22 protein-coding genes and 1 pseudogene are annotated in these 24727 nt (G+C 45.2%); 13 read left to right on the top strand and 10 right to left on the bottom strand.

All coding sequences use genetic code 11. From position 1 onward, the window contains the following. The first annotated feature begins 162 nt into the window (after window positions 1–162). Window positions 163–1362 carry a PLP-dependent aminotransferase family protein gene (locus PJDR2_RS24010; RefSeq protein WP_015846321.1) on the top strand — a complete coding sequence of 400 codons (1200 nt, stop codon included), beginning with the start codon at window positions 163–165 and terminating at the stop codon, window positions 1360–1362. Here PJDR2_RS24010 and PJDR2_RS24005 read toward each other — a convergent pair. Further along, on the bottom strand, window positions 1346–2185 hold the full coding sequence (locus PJDR2_RS24005; RefSeq protein ID WP_015846320.1) for a DUF2161 family putative PD-(D/E)XK-type phosphodiesterase: 840 nt from the start codon (window positions 2183–2185) through the stop codon (window positions 1346–1348). The genes PJDR2_RS24010 and PJDR2_RS24005 overlap by 17 nt on opposite strands. A gap of 209 nt (window positions 2186–2394) precedes the next feature. Between PJDR2_RS24005 and PJDR2_RS24000 the strand changes: the two genes are divergently transcribed. The 5 genes from PJDR2_RS24000 (at window position 2395) to PJDR2_RS23980 (ending at window position 9113) form a co-directional block, all read left to right on the top strand. After that, window positions 2395–4290: a PrkA family serine protein kinase gene (locus PJDR2_RS24000; protein WP_015846319.1), complete on the top strand. Its 1896-nt coding sequence runs from the start codon at window positions 2395–2397 to the stop codon at window positions 4288–4290. A gap of 204 nt (window positions 4291–4494) precedes the next feature. Then, window positions 4495–5496 (top strand): globin-coupled sensor protein, encoded by a 1002-nt coding sequence (locus PJDR2_RS33775; RefSeq protein ID WP_015846318.1) that lies wholly within the window; start codon window positions 4495–4497, stop codon window positions 5494–5496. A 246-nt stretch (window positions 5497–5742) separates the two neighbouring features. Further along, on the top strand, window positions 5743–7203 hold the full coding sequence (locus PJDR2_RS23990; RefSeq protein WP_015846317.1) for a circularly permuted type 2 ATP-grasp protein: 1461 nt from the start codon (window positions 5743–5745) through the stop codon (window positions 7201–7203). A 30-nt stretch (window positions 7204–7233) separates the two neighbouring features. Then, window positions 7234–8229 carry an alpha-E domain-containing protein gene (locus PJDR2_RS23985; protein WP_015846316.1) on the top strand — a complete coding sequence of 332 codons (996 nt, stop codon included), beginning with the start codon at window positions 7234–7236 and terminating at the stop codon, window positions 8227–8229. Then, window positions 8226–9113: a transglutaminase family protein gene (locus PJDR2_RS23980; protein ID WP_015846315.1), complete on the top strand. Its 888-nt coding sequence runs from the start codon at window positions 8226–8228 to the stop codon at window positions 9111–9113. The genes PJDR2_RS23985 and PJDR2_RS23980 overlap by 4 nt, the downstream gene beginning before the upstream one ends. Before the next feature lie 82 nt (window positions 9114–9195). Here PJDR2_RS23980 and PJDR2_RS33280 read toward each other — a convergent pair whose 3' ends face one another. Continuing rightward, window positions 9196–9372 carry a hypothetical protein gene (locus PJDR2_RS33280; RefSeq protein WP_015846314.1) on the bottom strand — a complete coding sequence of 59 codons (177 nt, stop codon included), beginning with the start codon at window positions 9370–9372 and terminating at the stop codon, window positions 9196–9198. Between the two features lie 400 nt (window positions 9373–9772). On the opposite strand from PJDR2_RS33280, the gene PJDR2_RS23975 reads away from it, so the two are divergent. Next, entirely contained in the window at window positions 9773–10798 is a 1026-nt protein-coding gene (locus tag PJDR2_RS23975; RefSeq protein ID WP_015846313.1) for a C40 family peptidase, read from the top strand. A gap of 190 nt (window positions 10799–10988) precedes the next feature. On the opposite strand, the gene PJDR2_RS32110 is transcribed toward PJDR2_RS23975, so the two are convergent. After that, the gene (locus tag PJDR2_RS32110) at window positions 10989–11738 is read right to left on the bottom strand and encodes a hypothetical protein (protein ID WP_015846312.1); all 750 of its coding nucleotides are present in this window, start codon (window positions 11736–11738) and stop codon (window positions 10989–10991) included. Between the two features lie 132 nt (window positions 11739–11870). Here PJDR2_RS32110 and PJDR2_RS23965 point away from each other — a divergent pair, with 132 nt between their 5' ends. Next, the gene (locus PJDR2_RS23965; RefSeq protein WP_015846311.1) at window positions 11871–12650 is read left to right on the top strand and encodes a YheC/YheD family protein; all 780 of its coding nucleotides are present in this window, start codon (window positions 11871–11873) and stop codon (window positions 12648–12650) included. A 201-nt stretch (window positions 12651–12851) separates the two neighbouring features. Continuing rightward, entirely contained in the window at window positions 12852–13346 is a 495-nt protein-coding gene (locus PJDR2_RS23960) for a restriction endonuclease (protein WP_265525076.1), read from the top strand. A gap of 59 nt (window positions 13347–13405) precedes the next feature. Here PJDR2_RS23960 and PJDR2_RS23955 read toward each other — a convergent pair. Next, window positions 13406–14044, bottom strand: a pseudogene (locus PJDR2_RS23955) (SpoVR family protein); the annotation flags it as partial. A gap of 98 nt (window positions 14045–14142) precedes the next feature. Here PJDR2_RS23955 and PJDR2_RS23950 point away from each other — a divergent pair. After that, window positions 14143–17241, top strand: a complete 3099-nt coding sequence (locus PJDR2_RS23950) for a TrlF family AAA-like ATPase (protein WP_015846309.1) — start codon at window positions 14143–14145, stop codon at window positions 17239–17241. 80 nt (window positions 17242–17321) lie between these two features. Here the strand turns inward: PJDR2_RS23950 and PJDR2_RS23945 are convergent, their stop codons facing one another. From PJDR2_RS23945 to PJDR2_RS33275, 4 genes are all read right to left on the bottom strand, one after another. Beyond that, entirely contained in the window at window positions 17322–17696 is a 375-nt protein-coding gene (locus PJDR2_RS23945; RefSeq protein ID WP_015846308.1) for a hypothetical protein, read from the bottom strand. A gap of 368 nt (window positions 17697–18064) precedes the next feature. Further along, complete coding sequence (locus PJDR2_RS23940; protein WP_049790078.1) at window positions 18065–19642, bottom strand: recombinase family protein; 1578 nt, start codon at window positions 19640–19642, stop codon at window positions 18065–18067. Beyond that, window positions 19626–20921, bottom strand: a complete 1296-nt coding sequence (locus PJDR2_RS23935) for a recombinase family protein (protein WP_015846306.1) — start codon at window positions 20919–20921, stop codon at window positions 19626–19628. Before PJDR2_RS23935 ends, PJDR2_RS23940 begins: the two co-directional genes overlap by 17 nt. A gap of 2 nt (window positions 20922–20923) precedes the next feature. Beyond that, on the bottom strand, window positions 20924–21085 hold the full coding sequence (locus tag PJDR2_RS33275) for a hypothetical protein (protein WP_015846305.1): 162 nt from the start codon (window positions 21083–21085) through the stop codon (window positions 20924–20926). A 32-nt stretch (window positions 21086–21117) separates the two neighbouring features. Here PJDR2_RS33275 and PJDR2_RS23930 point away from each other — a divergent pair, with 32 nt between their 5' ends. Further along, the gene (locus PJDR2_RS23930; RefSeq protein WP_015846304.1) at window positions 21118–21462 is read left to right on the top strand and encodes a helix-turn-helix domain-containing protein; all 345 of its coding nucleotides are present in this window, start codon (window positions 21118–21120) and stop codon (window positions 21460–21462) included. A gap of 103 nt (window positions 21463–21565) precedes the next feature. Here the strand turns inward: PJDR2_RS23930 and PJDR2_RS23925 are convergent, their stop codons facing one another. Then, the gene (locus PJDR2_RS23925; protein WP_041613601.1) at window positions 21566–21826 is read right to left on the bottom strand and encodes a hypothetical protein; all 261 of its coding nucleotides are present in this window, start codon (window positions 21824–21826) and stop codon (window positions 21566–21568) included. A gap of 105 nt (window positions 21827–21931) precedes the next feature. Here PJDR2_RS23925 and PJDR2_RS23920 point away from each other — a divergent pair, with 105 nt between their 5' ends. Continuing rightward, on the top strand, window positions 21932–23413 hold the full coding sequence (locus PJDR2_RS23920; RefSeq protein ID WP_015846303.1) for a recombinase family protein: 1482 nt from the start codon (window positions 21932–21934) through the stop codon (window positions 23411–23413). A 45-nt stretch (window positions 23414–23458) separates the two neighbouring features. After that, window positions 23459–23629 carry a hypothetical protein gene (locus PJDR2_RS32970; RefSeq protein ID WP_015846302.1) on the top strand — a complete coding sequence of 57 codons (171 nt, stop codon included), beginning with the start codon at window positions 23459–23461 and terminating at the stop codon, window positions 23627–23629. A 35-nt stretch (window positions 23630–23664) separates the two neighbouring features. Here the strand turns inward: PJDR2_RS32970 and PJDR2_RS23915 are convergent, their stop codons facing one another. Next, window positions 23665–24678 carry an HMG-I and HMG-Y DNA-binding domain-containing protein gene (locus PJDR2_RS23915; RefSeq protein ID WP_015846301.1) on the bottom strand — a complete coding sequence of 338 codons (1014 nt, stop codon included), beginning with the start codon at window positions 24676–24678 and terminating at the stop codon, window positions 23665–23667. Window positions 24679–24727: the final 49 nt, after the last annotated feature.

The raw sequence follows: 24727 nt of genomic DNA, 5'->3' as shown, positions 1-24727 counted from the left end.
ATAACGAAAGTAATAGACATTTTGTGCACCTCCGATATGCTAGCTTCATTATAACCAAGTATTAGGGAAAAGAAAACGTTTAAGTTTGCACGTATTCTTTTTATTATGCGACAATAGTGACAGTACAAATCATGGTTTTTTATTGCGGGAGGAGAAGGAAATATGGAATTTCGCTTTGCATCAAGAATGACGCAGGTTAAGTCTTCCGTCGTGAGGGATATTCTTAAGCTGACGCAAGGCAACGATATCGTATCCTTTGCCGGCGGCCTGCCGGCGGAAGAACTTTTTCCGGTACAGGCTGTCAGGGAAGCTGCGGATCGTGCTATTTCAGCGGGTACAAGCGCATTGCAGTACGGACTTACTGAAGGTTATCTGCCGCTTCGCGAGCAGCTTTGCGTCCGCATGGCCCAGAAGGGGATGAACGTGCAGCCGGATGAGATGATTATCACGACAGGCTCCCAGCAGGCGATCAGCCTGCTTGTCCAGGTTCTCACTGAGCCGGGGGATACGGTAATTGTTGAACGGCCAACCTATTTGGCCTGCCTGCAAGTATTTGAGCTGCATGGTCTAAAGGTTGTTGCGGCCGAAAGCGATGAGCATGGCATGATTCCTGAGGATGTGGAACGACTGGTCCGCCAGCATAAGCCAAAGTTTATTTATGCCGTGCCGACCTTTGGAAATCCGACGGGCAATGTCTGGAGCATGGAAAGAAGGCAGGAGATCCTGCGAATTTGCGCCGGCCATCAAGTGCCTATTATTGAAGATGATCCTTACGGCGAGCTGAAATACGATGAAAATGCGGCTTACCCAACCCTGTTTGCGCTTGACCAGCAGCAGTTTGGAAGCGGCGTTGTTATTTATACAAGCACCTTCTCGAAAATCGTAGCTCCCGCACTCCGTACCGGCTGGGCGATCGGCGATACCCGGGTGATCAAGATGCTTGCAAAAGCGAAGCAAGCGGCCGACCTGCAGTCCAGCACGATGGATCAGCAGATCTTGAGCCAGCTGCTTGCGCATTTCCCGCTCGACGAGCATATCCGTATTATTTCGGAATCCTACGGGGATCGGATGCGGGAGATGCAAAACCTGATCAAGGCGCAAAAAATCGAAGGAATGCATTGGATTGAGCCGAAAGGCGGCATGTTCCTTTGGGTGGAGCTTCCCGAGGGACTGGATGCGGAAGCGCTGCTGCGGGTTGCGGTATCGAAGGGCGTAGCTTTTGTGCCGGGCAGCGCTTTTTATGCTTATGATCCAAAAAGGAACACCGCCCGGCTTAATTTCACCCATAATAAAGGTGAAAAAACGGTGCTTGGCGTTGCACGCCTGGCGGAAGCGATCCGAGAGTTTACGGCTCGTAGCTAAAAGGAGGTTCCTTTACGCGTTTGGACGTCTTCCCTTTGGAAGCTTTGGAAGCTTTGGGGGCATTTGATTTTGGTGCTTTTGCTGGTTTTGGCTCGGGTTCGGGCGGAAGAGTGAAGGTTGCTTTCCATTCGGCGATCACCTCATCGTATTCGGCTAAGGCCAAGGCTCCGGCTGCCGTTAGTTGGTATTGGCCGCGCCCAACCTTCTCGAACCAGCTATAATAATTGCTGCGCAGCATGGAGGCGCTTTGCGGATTGCCCGTCAGCGACGCCAGCTGGCTTGGCGACAGGATGCCGGCTTGCTGCATGGCATAAGCTGCCCGTAGCGCCTTCTCCCGATAGGCGGTGACGAGCTTGCGGCCGGTGCTGCCGCCTACATTGTAATCTCCGCTCCGTTCCCGGAACTCCCTGAGGAGCCGTGCCTGGCGGGTTCTTCGGATGCCGCGCTTTGGCATCTCGCCGGGCTCGCACAGCATTTCGATCAGCGGCGCCTTAGTCTTGAAGATGGTGACGGTCATCAGGCCGAGTCCAAGCATCCGGCACAGCTCCGTAATATCGCTGAAGCGCTGATTGTGGGCGCCGCTTTTCTTGCGGTTGCGCTCAACGGCAAGTACAACATGATCATTTATGCGTAAACGTTCAATCCCTTGCAGCAGCAAAGCGAGATTGAACGTTTTTTTCATTTCGACAACAACCGCCTCGCTTCCATCCGGTTTCATTGCAACCAAATCGCAGTGGAGAACCTCGCTTTTTACCGTAAAACCTAGCTTTTCGTAGTAGGCCTTGATGGGGCTGTACAGCTCCTCTTCCTTGTTAACTGCCATGTTAATTCCCCTCTTTCTCCCATCATTATAGCAAATGCTTGTCGTTATTTGCCGGATTGCCGACTAAAATAGTGGTCAATTTCCTACATAACTAAGCATAGGATTGTAATACTTCAGTAAAAAGTTGGTCCACACGATCAATGATGTAGAGATAATCCCGGGCGGAGTGAAAACTAGCGGATTGCGGAAGCGATGGGAGGAGGCACGGCATGGACATTTTCAAGCGAATATCGGAGTATCAGACAGAGAGTGAGAAGCTTGCGTGGACGGGATCTTTCAAAGAATATATTGAACTGCTTAGAGAGGACCCGACCCCGGCCATGACTGCGCACGCGCGCGTCTATGAGATGATTGATTCTTTTGGGGTAGAGGACGATAACGGAAGGAAGCGTTATAAGTTCTTCGAACAAGAAATTTTCGGTCTCGACCGCGCCGTAGAGAAGCTTGTGGAGGAATACTTCCACTCGGCGGCAAGAAGGCTGGATGTCCGTAAACGGATCCTGCTCCTAATGGGACCGGTCAGCGGCGGGAAATCAACGATTGTAACGATGCTGAAGAAAGGGCTGGAGCGTTTCTCCAGAACGGAGAAAGGCGCTACTTACGCCATTAAAGGCTGCCCGATGCATGAAGAACCGTTGCACTTGATCCCGCATGAGCTTCGTCCAGAAATTGAGAAGGAGCTTGGTGTCCGTATTGAAGGCAATCTATGCCCTTCTTGCCAAATGAGGCTTCGGGTTGAATACGATGGAGATATTGAGAATGTAATCGTTGAACGTGTGCTTGTGTCGGAGGAAAATCGGGTAGGTATTGGTACGTTCAGCCCTTCCGATCCGAAGTCCCAGGATATTGCCGACTTGACGGGCAGTATCGATTTCTCGACGATTACGGAGTTTGGTTCGGAATCCGATCCGCGCGCGTACCGCTTCGACGGCGAGCTGAACAAGGCGAACCGTGGTCTGATGGAATTCCAGGAGATGCTGAAATGCGACGAGAAGTTCCTATGGAACCTGCTATCGCTGACGCAGGAGGGGAATTTCAAGGCGGGCAGGTTTGCGCTTATATCAGCCGACGAACTGATTATCGCCCATACGAACGAATCCGAGTACAAGTCGTTTATCAGCAATAAGAAAAACGAGGCGCTTCAATCGCGTATGATTGTAATGCCGATTCCATACAACCTCAAAGTATCCGAGGAAGAGAAGATCTACACGAAGCTGATCGGCCAAAGCGATATGAAGCATATTCACATCGCACCGCATTCTCTGAAATCGGCAGCCATCTTCTCCATACTTACCCGCCTCAAGGAAACGAAAAAGCAGGGCATGGACCTTGTGAAGAAGATGAGAATGTACGATGGAGAAGAGGTTGAAGGCTTCAAGGAAGCCGATCTGAAGGAAATGCAGAACGAGTATATTGAGGAAGGGATGTCCGGCATTGACCCTCGTTATGTCATTAACCGGATATCGAGCGCACTCATCAAGCAGGATATGCATTGTATTAATGCTCTCGACGTGCTGCGGGCACTGAAGGACGGCCTTGACCAGCATCCTTCGATTACGAAGGAGGAGCGGGAAAGATATCTAAACTTCATCTCGGTAGCGCGCAAGGAGTACGATAACCTGGCCAAGAAGGAAATTCAGAAGGCATTCGTCTATTCCTTTGAAGAGTCCGCCCGGACCTTGTTTGAGAATTATCTCGATAACATTGAATCCTATTGCAACTGGACCAAAATCAAAGATCCGCTTACCGGCGAAGAGATGGATCCGGATGAGCGCCTGATGCGGTCAATTGAAGAGCAGATCGGCGTATCCGAGAATGCGAAAAAAGCGTTCCGCGAAGAAATTTTGATCCGGATCTCTTCGTACTCGCGTAAAGGGAAGAAATTCGATTTCACAAGCCATGAACGTTTGCGCGAGGCTGTTGAGAAAAAGCTGTTCACCGACCTGAAGGATATCGTGAAAATTACGACTTCCACCAAAACGCCGGATGAAAGCCAACTGAAGCGAATTAATGAAGTGACCAAACGGTTAATTGACGAACACGGCTACTGCCCGGTGTGCGCAAACGAGCTGCTGCGGTATGTGGGAAGCCTCTTGAATCGTTAATAAAATGAAACGGCTGTGCAGGTGTAAGCCTGTACAGCCGTTTTTTTGTTTGTTGTCTACGGATGAAGAACATTCGAATGCGCAGGTTGCTAATTAAGCCCCCCCTTTCGTCATGAAGAATACAAGAATACATACAAGTCGGTTCCCTATTTTCCGATATAATCTTTATAAGACTTTTTGACTTTATAAGGGGAGATCAGAAATATGATTAAAGTCTCAGAAGAACGCCGCAAACAGCTGGAATATACCCGAATTAATGAAGAGGACTTGAAACGGCTCGCCGATTGCAAGCCTATATTCGAACAAGTCGTTGAAGAGGTAGTGAACCGCTTCTATGACAACATTGAACAACAGCCGCATCTGATGCACATTATCTCGAATGTGAGCACCATTGAACGGCTTAAACAGACACAACGCGGTTATTGGCTGTCTCTGGCTTCCGGTGTCATTGACCAGGATTACATCGAAAACCGAATTACGATCGGGCTTGTCCATTCCCGGATTGGACTCACGACGGATTGGTACCTGGGAAGCTACATGACCTATCTGGATATTGCCGCAACTGTACTGCAGCTTGCGATTCCGGAGAAATGGACTTCCGTTCTGCACTCCTTGTCCAAAATGTTTAACCTGGATTCGCAGCTGGTGCTTGAAGCGTATAACCGTGCCGAGCAGTCTTTGATTCAGGAGCTGGCTGACCAAAGATCGGTTATGCTCACAACTGTTACGGAGTCGGTGCAGCAGCTGTCGGGCTTGATGACAGAGCTTGACCAGGGCGCCAAGTCGATTGCCGAGGCGGCCGTGTCAACTTCGCAGTCGCAAGACCACTCGCATGAGCTGCTTGGAGATCTGCAGGAGGAGCTGGCGGGTATCACGGAGATGGGGCTGTTGATCCGCGGGATTGCAGACCAGACGCATCTTCTTGGCCTGAATGCCGCTATTGAGGCCGCGCGCGCCGGCGAAATGGGACGAGGCTTCGAAGTTGTGGCTAACGAGGTTCGCAAGCTTGCGGCATCCTCGCGCTCAGCGCTGGAAACGATTCAAACGAATCTGGACGAGATTCATAAGAAGATTCATTTGGTTCAAATGGAATCGGAGAAAACCTCGGTCGAAGCCCGCAATCAGGCGGCGAGATCGCAGGAGCTTGCCGTATTCGTGCACACCGTGGATACCGTTACAAAAGATTTGCGTCGATTGAATACATAACAAGAGAATAGGCATATGATATAAAGCAGGGTTTCTTCGCCAGCGCAGAAGCCCTGCTTTCGTGCTATATAAGTTGACATTAAAATCCATTTCTTGTATGATAAATCTAACAAAAATTTACTTTCACAAATATTTTCAGATAATCAATGTTAGTTAAAATGACATAAAAAGTTCTGAACCAACTTTGGTAGTCATTAATGCAGGAATCAGGAAAGGTGCTGTACCATCATGGAGGAGGCGGTTGGCATGTCGACGGCCAAACAGTCGCAATCGCATTATTACGATTCGCAATCATTTTACGATGAAATGTTCGAGAAAGACTTTTCGGTTCGTCCCCACTATGACAATATCCATCGATTGTTCGCAAGAATGAAGCCGTCGGAATTGACGATGAGGCAGCATGCTCTTAATCAACGCATGATGGAGGAAGGAATCACCTTTACCCTGTACAGTCCAAACCAAAGTGAGCCTCTGGAAAGAACCATTCCATTTGACTACATCCCTCGCGTTATCCCCAAGCATGAATGGGAAGCAGTGGACCGCGGCGTCCGTCAGCGGACCAAAGCGCTTAATATGTTCATCCACGATATCTATCACGCCCAGCGCATTGTGTCCGACGGGGTTATCCCAAGACGAATGATTGTATCCAACGTATATTTTCGCCCGGAAATGATGGGGTTAGACGTTCCGGGAGGCGTGTATATTACGTCCTCCGGCATAGATTTAATTAGAGACGAGAAAGGCCGGTATTTTGTCCTCGAGGATAATCTCCGTTCGCCTTCCGGGTACTCGTATTTGTTCAAAGGCCGTACCATCATGAGCGAGCTGTTCCATGATTTATACTTGTCCTCTTCCGTTCAAAGCATTGAACGCAGCCTGAACTATTTCCTTCGTTCTTTGCGTTCACTTACACCTAACGGGAAAAAGGATCCGTTAATTGCGCTTCTAACTCCCGGCTCATACAATTCGGCGTATTATGAGCACACCTTCCTTGCGCAGCAGCTGGGCATTCATTTGGTTGAAGGCCGTGACCTGGTCTATAAGGATCACAAAATTTATTTGCGCGATCTGAGAGGCCTTCGTCAGGTGGACGTCATTTACCGCCGGATAGACGATGATTTCCTTGATCCGCTTGCCTTCCAGCCGGATTCGCTGCTTGGGGTCCCGGGGCTGATGAACGCTTACCGGGCAGGCAATATCGCAATAGCGAATGCACCGGGTACGGGTGTTGCGGACGATAAGGCAGTGTATGCTTATGTTCCGGATATGATTCGTTATTATCTCGGTGAAGAGCCGATTCTGCACAACGTGCCGACCTATCTGTTATCCCGGAAGGAGGAGCGCGACTACGTTCTGGACCATCTGGACCAGCTGGTCGTGAAGGAAACTTCGCTCTCCGGCGGATATGGCATGCTTATTGGCCCAACGGCCACTCCAAAGGAAATTAAGGAGTTCGCCGAGGAGATCAAAAAAGATCCGAGCCGTTACATCGCGCAGACCACAATGAAGCTGTCGCGTGCGCCGGTCATGGTCGACGGGCAAATGACGCCTCGTCATATCGATCTGAGGGCATTTGCGCTAATGGGGGAAGATTCCACTCATGTTATTCCGGGCGGACTTACCCGCGTTGCTTTGCGGGAAGGCTCGCTGGTTGTTAACTCTTCGCAAGGCGGAGGAGTGAAGGACACATGGGTGTTAAATCGCTAATAGCTTTAATCTAGAAACGGAGGTATCGCTGTGCTTAACCGAAACGCTGAAGCGTTGTTTTGGATCGGCCGCTATATGGAACGGGCGGAGAACCATGCAAGATTAATTGATGTCCATTATCACCTGCAGGCAGAAGATGAATTAGGCGTTGAAGCTTGCGGTCAAGACGGCGAGAGCAAAGAAGTTCCTTGCAAGTGGACCCGGATTGTTGACGCTCTGGGCAGCAGAAGCGCTTACGAGCAGCAATACGGCAGTTATACGGAACAGGACGTCCTTCGTTACATCACGCTTGACCGGGACAACGCCAACTCGCTGGTCTCTTGCGTTAGCCATGCCCGCGGTAACCTGCGCACGCTGCGCGAGAAGGTTCCAAGCGAGTTGTGGGACACGATTAATGCTTTTTACTTATGGCTGCGCGAGAAACAGCCTGAAGACCTGATGAAGGAATCGCCGCATTTGTTCTATGGCCGGATTAGGGAATGGGCGGCTATGTTCCAAGGCTTATGCCAATCGGTCATGCCGCGCGAGAACGAATGGCATTTCATCGAATGCGGGCGTTTCCTGGAGCGGGCGGAGAATACGCTTCGGATTATTAAAGCGGTGGGCAATGCGGCTGTTGGAGACGGCTGGAACAATGCCGGCGCTTACCCGTATTTGCAGGCTGTCCTGAAATCGCTGAGCGGTCATCAGTCGTTCCGCCGTTATTATGCCGATGGAATGTCGGTGGAATCCATTGTGGAATTCGTCATTCTAAACCAATCGTTCCCGCGCTCCGTTCATTTCTCCTTCCATGCTCTCGACGAGCATATGAAGCAGATTGAGCTGTCGGATAAACAGCTGCGTACCGCCCATGACCGAATTATCCGCCAAGTGGCGAAGGTGAAGGCAGACCTGGCCTGCCTGGAGCACGAGGATATGATTGTCGACCGGAACGGATCGATCGTTGGTCATTTGCTGGAGGCGTGCCAGATGCTTGGGCATTCATTTGCCAAAACCTTTTTTCGCATGGGGGAGGCAAGCGCATGAAGCTAAATATTTCCCACGTTACGCAATACGATTACGAGGAGTCGGCGACGGACAGTGTCAATGAGATCCGGCTTACGCCAAGCACAAATGAACGTCAGTCCTGCTATCAGCAGGCTATCTTCATAGAGCCGAATGCCTCGCTCTTCAGCTATGAGGATTTCTTCGGCAACCGGGTGCATTCCTTCTCGGTGAACCCGTCGCATAAGCGCTTGACGATCCGAACGCAGATGACGGTTGTAACAAGGCATGCGCCTAGTCCGGAGGAGCAGGCTGCTCTATTGAACGGCAAGCTTGCAAGGGAGGCGTGGACATGGCTGGAGACGGAAGAAGCGGCTAACCGTTTCGCAGAGTTTCTGCTGCCGACCAGTTATGCGGATGTAACGGCTGATGTAGAGCGTTATGCGGAGAGCGTTGACGCGAGGGAAGGCGAAGGGATAAGCGTATTGAGCTGGCTCATTTCCTTGTCTAGCAAGATCAGAACCGAATTTATTTATGATCCGGAAGCTACGACGGTTACAACGAAAGCCAGCGATCTGATCGAGCGCAAACGCGGAGTATGCCAGGATTTCGCCCATCTCATGATTGCCTGCTGCCGGTTTCATCAGATTCCTGCCCGTTACGTAAGCGGCTATCATTTTGTAGGGGATCTTCAGGGCGGCAGCGCCGATTTCGAGCAGGCCTCTCATGCGTGGGTGGAGGCTTATGTGCCTCAGCTTGGTTGGTGCAGCTTTGATCCGACGAATGAAGCGCCGGTTGGCGAACGGTATGTCAAGCTGGGGCATGGCCGTGACTACAAAGATATTGTGCCGGTAAAAGGGGTGTACCGCGGAAGCGGACTGCAACAGCTGAAGGTAACGGTAGATGTGCGTAAAATCGAGGATTAATGCAATGATGAATGTGAAATAAGGCTGCATCCACAGGTTCATTTGACGGAACCAGGGGAAGCAGCCTTTTAATTTTTGTCACTTATCCAAGAAAATAATCGAGCTCGACCTCAACCTCTTCGATGACAACATCCGTGATCCGCTGATCCCGCGTATATCGCCACTGTTCATAATACTCCTCTTTCATATAGACATGAACCATAAACCTTGGCCCTACATTAAACATAACCCTGTAGCCTGTGAACTTATCTTTGGACAACGGTATCACCTCGGAAGTCTTATTGCGCGTTAGTAGGTACTAGAAAAATTATAGTGAAGATAGAGAGAAAATGCTATAAGCGGGTATCCTGCTTTATTGGGCGAGTTTTCCTAAATTTTTTCTCATAATTGGTAACGGAGGAAATGATATATGAAGGGAATTTTATCCTGCAAAATTGCGGGAAACAGCCTAATAACACGGCTTTCCGGGTACTATGAAAGCTAGTCCTGGCTTTGGTTTGACGAGTATTTTCATTAAAGCTTACGAAGAAAAAACATTGGTAAAAGGTAGAAAATTAGAAGGCTGTAAGTTTGGCTCCGTCTATCAATAGTGGTACTTTTTGGTCGTTGCGGTGAGAGTTGGTATATATTTTAATAGGGGTGGGAGGGATGACAAAAGCATGAAAAAGCAATTACTAAGCCTCGCTATTATCGGATCTTTACTAGGGACAGCCGGCATTGCAAACGCAAGTACAACCTGGACCACGGCAAGTGCAGTAAAGAAATACAATGAGTACATAAACGCAGATAGCTATGTGAAGGACGAGCTCTATAATGTGGCGGATTTCCGTGCGAAATACGGAAGTCAGTCGAACACTCTCGCTTACCAAATCGTCGAACGGGCCATCTGGTATATGGAAAACGGTTATATGGTTTATGGCAGCGGTTCGGATGCTTACGGCAAATACGGCTACGAGGACTGCTCGGGGTTTGTCCGTTTTGTATTTGGCGATTTTGGCTTTAACGTTACAGGAACATCCGCAAATTACAACACGGTTGGCACAAAGGTTGCCGGTGTCGGCAAACAGAAGGTGAACGGCAAGTGGAAACTTACCGGCATTGAAAACCTGAAGCTTGGCGATATTCTGACCTGGCAGGAAACCGATCATATTATGCACGTTGCGATTTACATGGGAACCAACCGCGATGGTCAGCCGGTTGTTATCGGCACACGTTCGGACGGCAACCCAACAGCACTTGGCACGGTTGACGGCTGGGAATATTGGTGGGGCGAGAACTTTAAGGAAGCCCGCCGCGTAGTCCCTGCAGCCGGGTTTACGGGTATGGCTGGCAAAACCATTAAAGCGCCTACCATTCCGCAATCGTATGTGCTTCCGCCGCAAAAGACGGTTCCGGCTTGGACGGGCCCATCAACTGGCGGCGGTTCTACAACGCCTACGCCAACACCGGATCCGACACCGTCGAATCCGTCTAATGAGAAGACTACATACGTGGTAACGGTAAAGGGCTGGGTTAGCCTGAAATCGGCTGCGAGCTCGAGCTCGTCCACGGTTGGCAGACTGGAGCTTGGCCAAAAAGCCGAGCTGATCAAGAAAGCCAACAGCTACTGGTACCAAATTAAAGTAAACGGCAAAACCGTCTACATCACAACAAACAGTACTTATACGAAGACCATTACGGAATAGAAGTTGAAATAGGGAAGCTGTTCCTTAAGGCGTAGATTCGCGCTATAGCTGGTGCTTTGGGAAGGGCTCCATGGACAAGCGCGAAGCAGCCGATAGAAGGAAAAGGATCTTTAGTTCAGCACAAAAAAGGGTTGTTCCCGAAAGCCGGTTTTGGCAGAGGGAACAGCCCTTTGTGTTGGTTATCAGGATTTCAGGATTCGTTAGAATCCCCCAGCAACGTGCGTATCCGGTTATCGACGATACTGAGATCCCACGGGTAAAAGAAAACATGGTCGCCATCGTCCGCAATACTGTATGAATAAGCGATCGGCTCGTTCGTATAGAAGACCATAGAATAATATGCCGGATCTCCGTTCTGGCTGTTTGGTGTATAAGTAGGCTTATATTCGCCCGATTTCAATAGATGGATAAAGTCGGCTTGCTCCTGATTAACAAGCGTCCGGTACGGAGTGGTTTCGTTCATTTTATACAGTTCGATCTTGCTGACCTGGTCCATAGGAAGGTCCTTAAAGCTGCGCCGGTTAAGCGTTTTGAAATACGAGTCTTCCACGTAGATGCGGTATCCGCCAATTCTGCTTTTATCCTCTGCAGCAATGATCTCCTCGGGTTTGTAGCCTTTTATCTCATAAAGCTGCGTACCGATAGCAAGAAAAGCCGCATCGCCTTCCTTGGTCCGGTAGTTCGGATTGGAAACAACATCCCCAACCTTGAACTTCACCTTGCCTGCGACAACATCGGTTACATCGTCCGGATTTACAAGAACGCCGTCATAAAGGCCGGTATAGGCATGACCGTTAAGCTTAACGAAATCCACCCAGTCGATAACCGCATTTCCTTTGATCGATTGGGAGTGATCCCTAGTCAGCGCCCAATAGGCGATTGCGCCTAATCCTAGAATAAGCAGCAGGCTTGAACAGAGGATAACCGCATTTTTTTGCACGAGACACCACACTCCTAATAACTACTTAACGGGTACATAAGCCGAATAGTTGCAGTTGTATGGAGGCCTATCCACTTCAGCACAAGTGGCGTTAACCGGTGGAACATACACTGGGATTGGAGGGTGAATTCCATGTACGTAAAAAAATATAAAAGCCGAAACATCTACGGAAAGCTTAAGGTGTGCCGCTATTTAAATTCTCACAAAAGCTTGAAGAAGCTAGTCCCTCACACCGTATCGTTCAACCGGAAACATATGGCATCGATGCTGGCAGAGCACTCCTCGGTCTATGTAAAGCCGGATACGGGCTCGCTCGGAGTGGGGATTTTTAAAGTAAAGAAAGCGAAGGGCTCGGGCTATACGGTCAAGCATATCGTGAAGAAAAAGCAGCTTAGCCGTCGTTTGGCTTCGACTTCAGCCGTGTATGACCATATCAACAAAAGGTCGGAGAAGAGGCTCATTATTCAAAAGGGCATCACGCTCGACCGCGTGAACGGCAGAGCGTACGATATCCGGGTAATGGTGCAGCGAAAGCCAGGCGGCACTTGGACCGTAAACGGCTGTATGGTGAAGGTTGGAGCACCCAAGAAGATCGTTACGAATTATTATCAGGGCGGAAAGCTGTATACGATGGAGAAGCTTGGGAAGAAGCAAGGCCTCTCGCCAAAGAAAACAGCGAAGCGAATCTCGCAGCTAAAATCAAAGTCGCTAAAAATTGCAAAGCATCTCAGCGGCAAACGCAAAGGCATGCATGAGCTGGGCATCGATTTTGCCTATGACAAGAAACAGCGTCTTTGGGTCATCGAAGTCAACTCGAATCACCCGCAGTTTTACCCGGTGAAGCGGCTTGACCCAAAGGCGTACAAGAAGATGAAAGAGTTCGCGGGGAGTTACGGGAGGAAGGACGCTTAAGTTGAGAGCCGCTTATTTGCGGCTCTTTTTGTTTTCTACACAAGATTGGGAAGCCATTATATTGGTAATGATGATAGGTAAAAGTATAGAAGGTGTGCGAGGTTGAATTTTTCAAGTGTGCTTTTTAGTTTTACTATTATTACTGTATTCTATCTGATGTATTTGTACTTTAAACAAAAGAAACAGTTGGAGAAAATTCAGATGAGCGCAGTGGAAGCTTTCGCTTCTAATAGCGAAATGAAGGAAACTCTTCGGATAGGATTATATAACCGTTTCAAGAGAGAACCGGAATTGGAAAAAGAGGAAGACCCCTTATTATTTGAACATTTTGTTGCGAGAGTAATGACTTCCGTACGTGGAGGAAGCATTAACGTGACCAAAGGTTCAGGGGATTTTGGCATTGATCTTGAAGAGCTGACAGATAATGGACTCTTTTTGGGGCAGGTTAAGTGTTATCACGATATGAATTCCGTTGGCTATGAGCCAATTGCTATTGTACATTCTCAGATGATTAAACAAGGTGCAATAGGTGGGTATGTCGTTACAACTTCTAAATTCACAGCCAATGCAATTAATTATGCAGAGGGTTTAAACATAGAACTTATTAATGGTAGCCAATTGATTGAATTATGGCTTCAAAATTTAGAAATAAAACAGGAAAACTTTAAGGAATTAACACCAGTTCTACAAATGTAATTCTAATAAAGACCGGGAAGCAGCTATAACTGTTCTTCCCGGTCTTACTCATTTTTTCTTTACACGAACTTCCGGCTAGTCTTCTTCCCGTCGCAGCTGAACACGATTTTTTTGTCCTCCACGATAGTCTCGAGATGGACGTTTTTGCCCCATAGCTGCACGACATAAGGGAGGGTGCGCTCGACATATTTCAGATCCAGCTCGGTTCCTTCGTAGTTATGCTTCATGTACAGCTCGCCGACTCGGTTGAAGTCCCCGTCGGTGACAACGATGCTTGGGAAGCCGCCGTTTACCTTGGAATAAACGAGCTGCTCCCGGATGTTTTCCCAGGATTTATCGGTAATTTTCCATTCCGGACCTTTCTTCTCGAAGATGTACAGATCCAGTTCGTCGGTCAGGCTCTTCGTTAAATAATTACGCAGGAAGGAGATGTCGGAATCTTCTTCCCGGACCTCGAAGATTTTCTCCCGGCCTTTGCCCGGCACCCGTCCGAACCGCTCCTGCTCTTCCTTTGTTGGTTTATCCCAGCGCTTCTCGATATCCTCGAATATCTTCAGCCCGAGATAATACGGATTGAGGCTGTGGCGGGAAGGGACAACAACGGAGGAGTTTAGCTTGGCGAACTCGATGGTTTCATCGCTCGTGAGCGGCAGCTCGCGGATAATACGCTGATGCCAATACGAAGCCCAGCCTTCGTTTTGCTAAGGTGCTTTCAAATTAATATAGTTCTAAAGAAAGGGGTTTGTTAAAAAATGTCGAAATCACAATGTAATATTTTACAAGGTGTGGTGATTTCATGATATTTTCAAAAGGTTCGGAGTGGAGAAGATGGGATTTACACGTACACACTCCAGAATCATATCAACAGAGATTTGGGCAGGATTGGGAGAGGTATATTACTGCCCTTAAAGAACGAGCTGTTCATCATGACATTGAAGTTGTAGGAATTACTGATTATTTCTCTGTGGATGGCTATGAGAAAATTAAAAGAGAGCATGCAAACGGTGAAACATACTTACAATTGTCCAATGGAAAAAAACTGTTCCTCATGCCATGTATTGAATTAAGGTTAGATGCGTTTGATACACGGGAGAATTCAATTAATTTACATTTAGTGTTTAATCCTAAATTAGCAGCTTCCACGATTAAAAGTTCTCTCCTTGATAATCTTGATGTGATTTATCAAGATACAACTTTAAAGTGTAAACACGATGACTTGGTTAAAATTGGATATGCAGAAGCTAATGGCGGCTCATTTAATATTAATTTGGATATACAGTCGATTGAACACATAGATCAAAAAAAGTATAAGAAAATAGCGCTTGATATGATTACCATATCAATGGAAAAATTGAAGAATGTGCTTTCTAATTGTGGAATTTCTAGAGAAGATTACTTGATTTTAGTAGCTTATAAAGGGCATGGTTCGTTAAGCAACATGCCTTGGAGTGATCAAAATGAGTATACAGGACGTCTAGGGAACATAAAGCAAACACTTCTTAATTTGGCTGATTTGTGTTTTACTCATAATCAAGCGGATATTAATTTTCTCTTAGGAAAATCAACATATGCATCAGTTGAAACGTTCCGTACGCGGTTTCGTTCGTTAAAACCGAGTGTATGGGGTTCAGATGCTCATGATTTGAATAATTTGTTCCACCCATCGAATGGCGCTAGCCAGCACTATACTTGGATAAAAGCTGATCCTACATTCGAGGGGCTCAAGCAAATTATTAATGAGCCTGAAGAGAGGGTTTTTATTGGAGTCAAGCCGACTAAATTAAAGAACGTTTCTGATAGAAAAACAAAGCATATACGGTCGTTGAGAATTCAAAAGAAATTAGATTCGACATTACAAGAAATATGGTTTGATAATGAACTTTACTTTAATCCAGGGCTAGTCGCTGTTATTGGGAATAAAGGAAGCGGAAAAAGTGCTCTGGCTGATGTTCTTGGTTTAATGGGGGATACGCCATATAGCACATCTTTTTCCTTCCTAACTGAAAGTAGATTTAAACAAAAAAGAGACAATAAAGCAATGAACTTTGAAGGTGTCTTAACCTGGGAAGATAACACGGTTATTCAAAAGAGTCTAAATGATTCAATTAACCCAACCTCGGTGGAAAGAATTAGATATTTACCACAAAATTATTTTGAAACGATTTGTAATGAAATGGCTAGTGGTGAAAAAAGTTATTTCGATGCTGAAATAAAAAAAGTTATTTATCAATATGTGTCTGAGGCTGACAAGCTTAGTAAAGAAACTTTAAATGAATTAATTGCATATAAAACAATTGAACTAAGAGAATCTGTTCAATTACTTCAAGTTGAATTAAGTAAAGTGAATACAGAAATCGTTGAACTTGAGAAAAAAGCATCTGATAAGTATATGTCAACAATTCAAAGTCAATTATCACTTAAACAGGGTGAGCTATTTTCACATGAAACCAGTGTTCCGAAGGAAATTGCTAAACCTAACATTGATCCTGAAATTGAAGACTTAATCTCGTCTAAACAGAAAGAGCTTAGTGGGTTTGAAAACACAATTAACGATTTAATGGTTTCCCAATCGTCGAATGAGTTGGCACTCGCAAGCGCAGAGAAGTTGTTAAACAAACTAGCGAATTTTGAGACAAGATTTGATACATTTAAAAGCGAATGCCAAGATGAAATGAATGTATTAGGTATTAATTTTGATGATGTCATTAGTTTTAATGTTAATGATGATCCGATTAACTTGAAAAAAAATGATCTACTACAAATCAAAAAGGATATTGCTGATAAGCTAGATCCTATAGTAAGTACATCAATTCAAAACCTAAAAGATACTACTGAACAAGAAATAGTAGCTTTGCAAAATAAGCTGGATGAGCCAAATAAAGAATATCAGGCATATCTAAGTGAAGTAAAGAAATGGGAGGAAAAGAAACAGTTAATAATTGGTGACATCGATATTGTTGGCTCATTAAAACACATTGAGGAAAAATTAGAAGAGACTAGACGTATACCTGCAACATTACAACACTTAAATCAAAGGCGGATGCATTTGCTACGTAATGTATTTGGTAAAATTCGGGAAGAAGTAAATTTGTATGAAAATCTGTACAATCCAATTCAAGATATTATTCAAACAAATGTTATTCTTAAGGATTCACTTAAGCTAAGGTTTGAAGTAAGTGTGAAAATTAATAACTCCTTTCAAGAGAACCTCCTAAAAAGGTTAAATAGAAGAGCTAAGGGTTCATTCAATGGGGTAACTGAAGGGGATCAGGTATTAAAAAACATTATTGATCGCTTTGACTATAATACTGAGGATGGTGTTGTTGGGTTAATCGAGGAAATTGTGAAACATTTGCATTATGATATGAGAAACGATAGTTCAAGAAAAATTGAAATCGAAGAGCAGTTACGACAAGGAGAGTCTGTTCAGGAGATTTACGACTACATTTTCTCACTTTCATATCTTGAGCCGATGTATCAATTGAAATTAAATGATAAAGAGTTAGCGGAACTGTCTCCCGGTGAAAGAGGAATAATTTTGTTAATATTTTATTTATTGCTCGACAAAGATGATATTCCTTTAGTTATCGACCAGCCAGAAGATAACTTAGACAACCAGACTGTATATAATTTATTGGTACCCTGTATTCGGGAATCAAAGAAAACTCGGCAAATATTCATTGTTACACACAATCCAAATCTTGCAGTCGTGTGTGATGCTGAGCAAGTTATTTGTGCATCGATTGAAAAATCAAATGGAAATCAATTGATTTATGAGTCGGGGTCAATCGAAAATTCATTAATTAATAAGCGCTTAGTTGATGTTTTGGAAGGAACGAGACCTGCCTTCAATAACAGGGATTCAAAATATTTGCCAGAACTTATTAATGTATAATCGGCGGAGCAAAACACAGCCTTCAGATCCGTTAAACGGTCTGAAAGCTGTGTTTTGCTTTAGTATCCAATTGAAGCTAGTTAAGATATTAAAGGATGGAATAATAATTCTCTTTCACAAAGAATTATGGGTATCTGATTCGCGGCAACAAATTTCTTGATATTTTGTTTACCGATCATATTGTCGAAGAGACAGCCTTCATTGTAGCAAATAATGAAATCGCAATCATTAATAGTAATCCATCTCATCATTTTTGATAATTCTTTACGTGGATTACAAGTGTTATTCAGAATTAAGTTACTTTTTGTATCTATGTACTGTTTTACAATATTGGAATTGTATCGTTGGGCAAAAGCAGTAGCTGCTTGAAGTTGTTTTTCTAAAATCACTCCATAATTTTGTAATCCATAAAATACTCCAGTTCCCCCAGATTTCATTACCTCATTTATAGGCAAATCTGCTCCTCCTTTCAACTCTATTAACAAATTATGTTAGTCGTTTGGATTCTAGAATTGAGCTTGTCTGATACCTACCCAAATGCCGAGACTTTCTAGGTGATTCTATAATTATTTAACCCAATTACCGAGAAACGTTTACCAACCTAAAATCCTGTCCATAATGGTGAATACAGGAATCGGACAAACCCCATGGGACAAGCACTTTCTGAACGATTCGTCTCGGTGAAGGGGTAGTCTCCGGATCGAGAGACTACCCCTCTACCGAGATTTTGAGACAAGTCTACCTAATTACCGAGAACTTGTCCTATAGCAAAATGGTTAACTTTAGGCAACAAAAAACCGACCGTCCCGGCTAGGGTGGTCGGTTAACTGATGGTAGTTCGAATGAGGCTGCTTCGTGTTTGAATTGCGATATCACCCTGGGTAATTACCTTTTTGCTATCAACACGAATTGGCGTGAAAATTGCTTGCTTCACCAGACAAGTTATCATCTTACGGATGTCATGATCGTGGCTATTGCCGGTCAAGAGGCTCATAGATTTAATTTTGCGGTTAATGATATCAGGGGTGCCTTCAACTAACGTAAGGTATTTATCGATCTTCTTCAGCCGATCAAGTTCGGCATTGAGATCGCTTATTTGCTGGTGCATATGCTGTTGTTGCAGCGTTAGGATATGAACCAATTTTGTATTGTCATCATTGGTCTCAAGATCTGGCACTAAAGCTGCACGTTGCTTGGCTCGATCTTGGGCAATTACGAGCATTTGATTCATATGATTGATTTCGGAGGTTGTTTTAATCAATCGATAAGCAATGCTTTTGCGTTCAGAGACCATTTCAGCATGCACGAGAGAGCTTACTGTTTCGAGATTTTGTGATTTCAAATCGTTTACGATGACATCAATGACTGTATGGATCCGACGAGCTTCTATCTTGAAGTTGCATGACTTACAGCAGTACCATTTTGTACCATAACACTTACTTCGATTCTGATCATATGTGCTATGGTCTTTGCCGTACAACAGGTTATTACAGACAGAGCAGTATAACAGGTTGCTGAGGAAAAAGCTTGTTTTGTACATTTTAGGACTCAGCTCACCGGATTTCCGCTGCTCATAGATCGTCCAGGTATCTTGCCATTCTTCAAGGGGCATGATGGGCTGAATGAGATGACTCTTGACCATCTCCCAGTTATCTATATTGTTTAATGAATTACGGGATTTCTGCTGTTTACGATGATGGGTCAAGTACCCCGCATAGAAGGGATTGGTAATAATCTCCCGAACGGCTGCTTTTTTCAAGGGTGTCCCTGTTTCATTACTAACTCTAGTTGCAATAGACTGGAAGCCTTTCTGTTTCCGGTATAAATCATAAACAAGAAGTACAATCTTTATCTCGTCCTCACATTGCGAGAAAGTCTTGTTTGCTTTGTCATAGTGATAGCCGAAAGGTGCTTTACCACCTGTCCATTTGCCTTCTTTCAAAATAGTGCGAGCAACATCTCGCGTACGCATTCTGGTGTTGTCAACTTCAAATTTGGAAGTGCCGTCTTTTATCAAATCCACGATAAAATCGCCGGAGTCATACAAGCTTTCGGTGCTGCTGATGATAACCGGGATGCCGCAACTCGCTAAGATCATTCGAACACGTTGATGTTCTGACGGATTACGGGCGATTCGGTCATGGTGATTAACGACCACGAAGTCAAACTTGCGATCAATGGCATCTTTTAATAATGCATTTATACCTTCACGATCGTCGAGATCCGTTTTCCTAGCTGATACACCTGCATCTTCATATTCACCTACAATTGTGCAAGCGTATTTCTTGGCAAACTCGTAAGCCATTGATCGCTGAGCAGTCATCGTCTGTTTATCTGTTGAGTGGCGACCGTAGAAGGCGCCCTTCATACCTGGCTGAATGATATCAGATAATGTTGGCATGACCTAGCACCCCATTAAATGGTTCTCTGAATTGGATTTTCAGTGTAGGAGCATCCAAGACAACGCGATGGATAACATTCTGAATGAGCGATTTCCGTTTTTCTGCGTCATACTGAAGAACCGCCTTTACTAAATCTACGGATTCATGAAGTGTATGCATGAGCTGATATTGTCTCTCCAGTGCTTTCACGCTTTCCCGGATAGATTTCTCATAAAACTTGATAAGATCGCCATGGACCAGATTATATACCTCCAGAAAATTTGTCTGGAATTGTTGTGTGATGAACTTTGCACTTTCCTCCAGGATGGCTCCCTCCAAGAGGTCAGGGCTTTGACGAAGGTAATTATGCTTCTTACAAGTGTAGTAGCTTCTCGTGTTGATATCGGTTATTTCTTTACCTAACATCTGCTCACCACATTTACCGCAGATGAGAAGCCCATCGAGCATCATTGGGACGCGGTTATTTTGGCGAGATCGAGGTTGCTTCAGACTGCTTAAGCGTGCTTGTGCTTTGTCCCAAGTTAGCTCATCAACGATAACAAGGTTTTCGTTCTCGATCTCAACGAACTCTCCGAATTCTTCGATCTTTCGAATGCCCTTATACATCGAATTTTTAATGATCGATTGAACACGAAAGTAATCCCATCTTGTAGGAAACCAGGGTTGATTCTGCATATCTCGAACTACATCTGCGAATGTTGAGCAATTTGTGTCAATCAGCATGTTATATATCTTTCGAACCGTCTCAGCTTGCTCTTCATTGACCCTATATTTCTTATCTTGATCTACGGAGTAGCCATAAGCGATCCGACCTGAAGCATGTTTTCCTTGTCTGGTCATCGTATACTTCGTTTCCTTTATCCGCTGAACGATTTGATTGGCTTCACGCTGGTTGAATCCTGCAATAATCAGCTCAAAGAATTCTCCAGCCGGTGAATATTGAATCGGAATTTCGTTATCCGCTGTGAAAATAACCTTAACCTGATGACTCCGGAACAACTCGAACAGTTCTATCGCTTGAATGACATTTCTTGCGAGGCGGTCTCGTTTATAAACATAAACAGATGTGACTAATCCTCTCTTAATATCGTACATAAGTCGGTTTAACTCCGGACGTTCTTTCAATTCCGTTTTTCTTGCTGACACGGCTTCATCCAAGTACAAATCATCGAACAGTTCGCCCTTGTTTTTAATTTTCTCCAACGCTAATGCTTTCTGCATATCAATGGAGTGCTCTTGCGTACTAATCGAACTGCGGGCGTACAATACCGTTCTCATCTCTAGATCTCCTCTCCAGACATTTCGTCTAAGTGTTCGGCGATAAGTTGTTTTTTTAATAAATCCACATACAACTCCATCCATTTGCGAGCTGCGTTCGGATCGTGAATTTGACTAATGGATGAGATTTGAAGCTCAGTGCTGTGAGTTTTTTTGCGGGTCAAAGTTGTGTATTCCTCCTAAGGTGGTGAATGTAATGAGTAATTTCGGTCAGCAATTGCGACAGATCCGGCAGCAGAAAGGATATGGGCTGAACGAGTTTGCGAAGGAGCTCGGAGTGTCGCCGGCGTACCTGAGCAATCTTGAAACAGGCAAGACCCAGACCATTCAGCTGGATATATTGAGCAAGTTACAAGAGCAGCTTCATTTGTCGGTCAATGAAAATGTACCAGTAGACGACCAATTCACCTTTCGACTAGATCGCCTGAAAGGGCTGTTGGCAGAACTTCATTGTTCCAACCCATGTGCTGCTGAATATTTAATCGCAATGGTCGAACAGGGTATCGATGTGATGAACCCTGCTGAATCATCCGGCATATAACAAGATGCCCCACTTGTTGGAAAACTATTCATCATGATAAATGATTGTTTACTTTGATAAATAGTAATTTGAATAAACGGAGAGCCTAACCCTTGTCATGGAGTTAGGCTCTTTGTGCGAAATCGTTTGTAGTTGAATCAGCCACTTCATGAATAATGCATATTTCGAATGGAGGATGGATGAGTGCGCCAAGTTTTTTCTGTAACCATACGTCAGCAGCTGCTCGTTTGAGCCGTGCTTCAAAATCAGCGACCTTTGTAAGGAGGAGATTGCAGTAGGTTTGTTGTTGAAGTTCTTCCAGGCATGTGAAGCTGCTCTGTTCGTTGTGATGTTCAACCGTGAATCGGACCCTTAATTGTCCCATAAGCATCACCTCGATCTAGTCTATGCAGCTTGATTGAGTGGACAATCCCTGATTTAACACATAATTTCGACAGGACAAGCATAGGAATGGACAAGAGGTGAGGTCATGAGCGGACTAAGGCATAAGGCTCAACCAATGGGGCTTCGTTTTGTGGCTTTATACTGCCGGGTATCAACCGATGAACAAGCACGTGAAGGTGTCTCGTTGGATGAACAGGTAGAACGGCTGAAAGCCTATTGCAGAGCTATGGGGTGGAGTGAACAGGTCCAGATCTACATTGATGACGGATACTCTGCCAAAAACTTAGACCGTCCTGAGTTGAAGCGATTGCTTCATGCGGTCAAGAGTGGAGCAGTCTCGCGCATTATGGTTACGAAGCTCGACCGAATGAGCAGACGGCTGCTCGATCTGCTTAATATCATCGATTTGTTTCAGGATCATGAGGTTTCATTCGTTTCTATTAGTGAGTCGTTTGATACGAATACCCCTTCAGGAAGATTGACATTGCAGGTTCTTGGCGCCGTAGCTGAATTCGAACGAGAACGGATTCGAGAGCGTGTTTTTGAAAATATGCTGCATGCCGCTACTACTGGCAAATGGCTGACCCAGAGCCCATATGGATATGACTTGGTGGACAAGTCATTGGTTGTTAATATCGTTGAATCCCAAATCGTAAAGAGGGTATACGATATGTATCTGAATGAGGGGCTTGGCTTTTACAGCATTGCCAAACGTTTGAATGAGGAAGGCGTTCCTTCCAGACATCGTAAAGAATGGTCTATTCGGGCGATTAAGCTGATGCTTACGAACCCTGCTTATAAAGGCACATTGGTATGGAATCGCAAAGATTCCAGCAAAACGCAGCGCAAAGACAAGGATGAAGCGGAGTGGGTAAGTGTGGAAGAATGTCTTCCCGTTATAATTGATCAGCCGATGTGGGACAAAGTTCAGCAGAGGATTAATCAGCCAAGCAACATAGCTCCAAGAGCGAAGACAAGTCCGCATTTGTTGGGTGGAATGCTAAGATGTGGGAATTGTGGTTCCGGTATGAGTATCGGCTTCTCAGGGTCACCTAACAAGCGATACCGTGTTTATCGTTGTTCCGCCAATAAGAACAAAGGAACGTGTACGAGCAAGCAATACCGTGCCGATGAAGTGGAAGCTTGGTTTAAGGAAGGGCTGAAGCAGCTGGTCGAGAATAAGACTGGCGCATTAACCATTATGGCGAAGGAAGCCATGGTAAGGTCAGAGCGTGAACAACTCGAACAGAAGGTCAGTACGGCTAGAGCACGTTATAAAAGAAAAGTTGAGGCTTACACCTCGGGGTTGATCGAACTAGAAGACTTGAACGAGGAGAAGGCTCGGCTTGATCAGTTCGTGCAAGAACTGGAGAAAATGTCGGGAGGAGAAATCGAACCTGTGAACATGGAACAACTTCAGTTAGAGCTGAATTCAAAAGTTAACAACATCATTTCAGCGATGGATTTACTGCCTGTCGAGCAAGCCAAAGGAATTATTCAAACTCTTGTCCAATATGTCGTTGTGCACGGCGAGGAAGATATTGAGATTCGACTGCAGCCGGTGTAATCGATGGATAAGCAATGGTATTTCCTTTGTGGTGACAGAGACGAAATGACGATCGTATATGCTTATGAACATGAACTGGATGATATCGGAGCATTGTTGATGCCGACGGGATATGCCGTATTCGGTATCTATGATGCGATGGAAGGGGCGCGGTTAGCGGAATCTCGGTCGGAACATCCGCCTTACTTGCCGGAGAACAAGAAATATTTGCATTGAAACATCCCCTGCCTTATTAGACAGGGGATGTGCATTTATATCTTGTCGGTTTGCTCTGGTTCATCTTCTGGCTGATCTTCGAGTTGTTGATCATTATCGGTCTGTTCTTCCTGTTGAAGGTCTTGCAAGTATTCATCAACCTCAGGGAAATAGGGCTCTTGATCATCGAACAGATCTTCAGCTAATCCGTCCTCCGGCTCGTCAACTTCATTGCTTTCGAGCTGAACGATAAATTCAGTTGAAGGCTGCTGTAATCCACTTATTGTTAGTAGGGAAGTGTCTTTCCTAGGGCGACCTCGCTTCTTTGGAGTTGGAGTATCTGTGTCTGTTATATCTAATGTGTTATCAAGGTTTTCCTGAGTATTTATTCTTGTCGTAATATGGTGAGAGAGTGCTGCGCTAGCTTTTAGGCGTTCGATTTCAAGCTTATGTTCATATTCCATCCGTATGAGTGTCATTTCGTGTTGCTGTTTTTGTAGTTGTTTCTGCAAGTCCTGGCTTTCCTCTTTCAGACGATGAATTTCTGATGGATAATTGATGGCATTCCATTGATTGCGTTCATTTCGAAGATTCTCGATTTCTGAATCTTTATCTTTTAGTGAATTGGATAGGGTGGAGATTAGTGTTTCGTGTAAGTTTGACTGCTTTCGAAGTTCCTCTAATTCTTTCTTGTCTTGCTGGGCTTGGGCAGCAGTTTCGGTTAATTGGTTGCTCAATGCAGTACGTGCATCTTCGCTGGCTTGAAGTTGCTGTTCCAATGCCTCATATCTGTTCTTCCAAGTCGTTTCTTGGTCGTTTAGCGTATCAGAAGATTTTTTGATGATGTGTACAATCGTTTCTTGAACACGAGTTAGATGATGTGAGATGGAGTCGAGATCATCGGCGTAACGTTTTGTTCCATCCAATTGTTTTAATACATTCAGTTCATAGATTGAGATAACGTGTTCAAACCACTCTTTATTCGTATCGAAATCTGCATCCTTCATAAACTGATTGATCTTTTCCTTTAATTCGGGAGTAACCTTTACTGCAAATCCTGGATCTGCCATTTTACTAATCCCCTTTAAAATGGTTTACTTTAAACTCCTTGATATACTT

The sequence above is a fragment of the Paenibacillus sp. JDR-2 genome (assembly GCF_000023585.1).
Lineage (GTDB): Bacteria > Bacillota > Bacilli > Paenibacillales > Paenibacillaceae > Pristimantibacillus.
This window is presented reverse-complemented; position numbering and strand designations above follow the sequence as displayed.

Bases quoted from the DNA above. Each gene is read 5' to 3' on its own strand.
- PJDR2_RS24010 (WP_015846321.1), top strand. From the start codon at position 163: ATGGAATTTCGCTTTGCATCAAGAATGACGCAGGTTAAGTCTTCCGTC.
- PJDR2_RS24005 (WP_015846320.1), bottom strand. From the start codon at position 2,185: ATGGCAGTTAACAAGGAAGAGGAGCTGTACAGCCCCATCAAGGCCTAC.
- PJDR2_RS24000 (WP_015846319.1), top strand. From the start codon at position 2,395: ATGGACATTTTCAAGCGAATATCGGAGTATCAGACAGAGAGTGAGAAG.
- PJDR2_RS33775 (WP_015846318.1), top strand. From the start codon at position 4,495: ATGATTAAAGTCTCAGAAGAACGCCGCAAACAGCTGGAATATACCCGA.
- PJDR2_RS23990 (WP_015846317.1), top strand. From the start codon at position 5,743: ATGTCGACGGCCAAACAGTCGCAATCGCATTATTACGATTCGCAATCA.
- PJDR2_RS23980 (WP_015846315.1), top strand. From the start codon at position 8,226: ATGAAGCTAAATATTTCCCACGTTACGCAATACGATTACGAGGAGTCG.
- PJDR2_RS23975 (WP_015846313.1), top strand. From the start codon at position 9,773: ATGAAAAAGCAATTACTAAGCCTCGCTATTATCGGATCTTTACTAGGG.
- PJDR2_RS23965 (WP_015846311.1), top strand. From the start codon at position 11,871: ATGTACGTAAAAAAATATAAAAGCCGAAACATCTACGGAAAGCTTAAG.
- PJDR2_RS23960 (WP_265525076.1), top strand. From the start codon at position 12,852: ATGAGCGCAGTGGAAGCTTTCGCTTCTAATAGCGAAATGAAGGAAACT.
- PJDR2_RS23950 (WP_015846309.1), top strand. From the start codon at position 14,143: ATGATATTTTCAAAAGGTTCGGAGTGGAGAAGATGGGATTTACACGTA.
- PJDR2_RS23940 (WP_049790078.1), bottom strand. From the start codon at position 19,642: ATGCCAACATTATCTGATATCATTCAGCCAGGTATGAAGGGCGCCTTC.
- PJDR2_RS23935 (WP_015846306.1), bottom strand. From the start codon at position 20,921: ATGAGAACGGTATTGTACGCCCGCAGTTCGATTAGTACGCAAGAGCAC.
- PJDR2_RS23930 (WP_015846304.1), top strand. From the start codon at position 21,118: ATGAGTAATTTCGGTCAGCAATTGCGACAGATCCGGCAGCAGAAAGGA.
- PJDR2_RS23925 (WP_041613601.1), bottom strand. From the start codon at position 21,826: ATGGGACAATTAAGGGTCCGATTCACGGTTGAACATCACAACGAACAG.
- PJDR2_RS23920 (WP_015846303.1), top strand. From the start codon at position 21,932: ATGAGCGGACTAAGGCATAAGGCTCAACCAATGGGGCTTCGTTTTGTG.
- PJDR2_RS32970 (WP_015846302.1), top strand. From the start codon at position 23,459: ATGACGATCGTATATGCTTATGAACATGAACTGGATGATATCGGAGCA.
- PJDR2_RS23915 (WP_015846301.1), bottom strand. From the start codon at position 24,678: ATGGCAGATCCAGGATTTGCAGTAAAGGTTACTCCCGAATTAAAGGAA.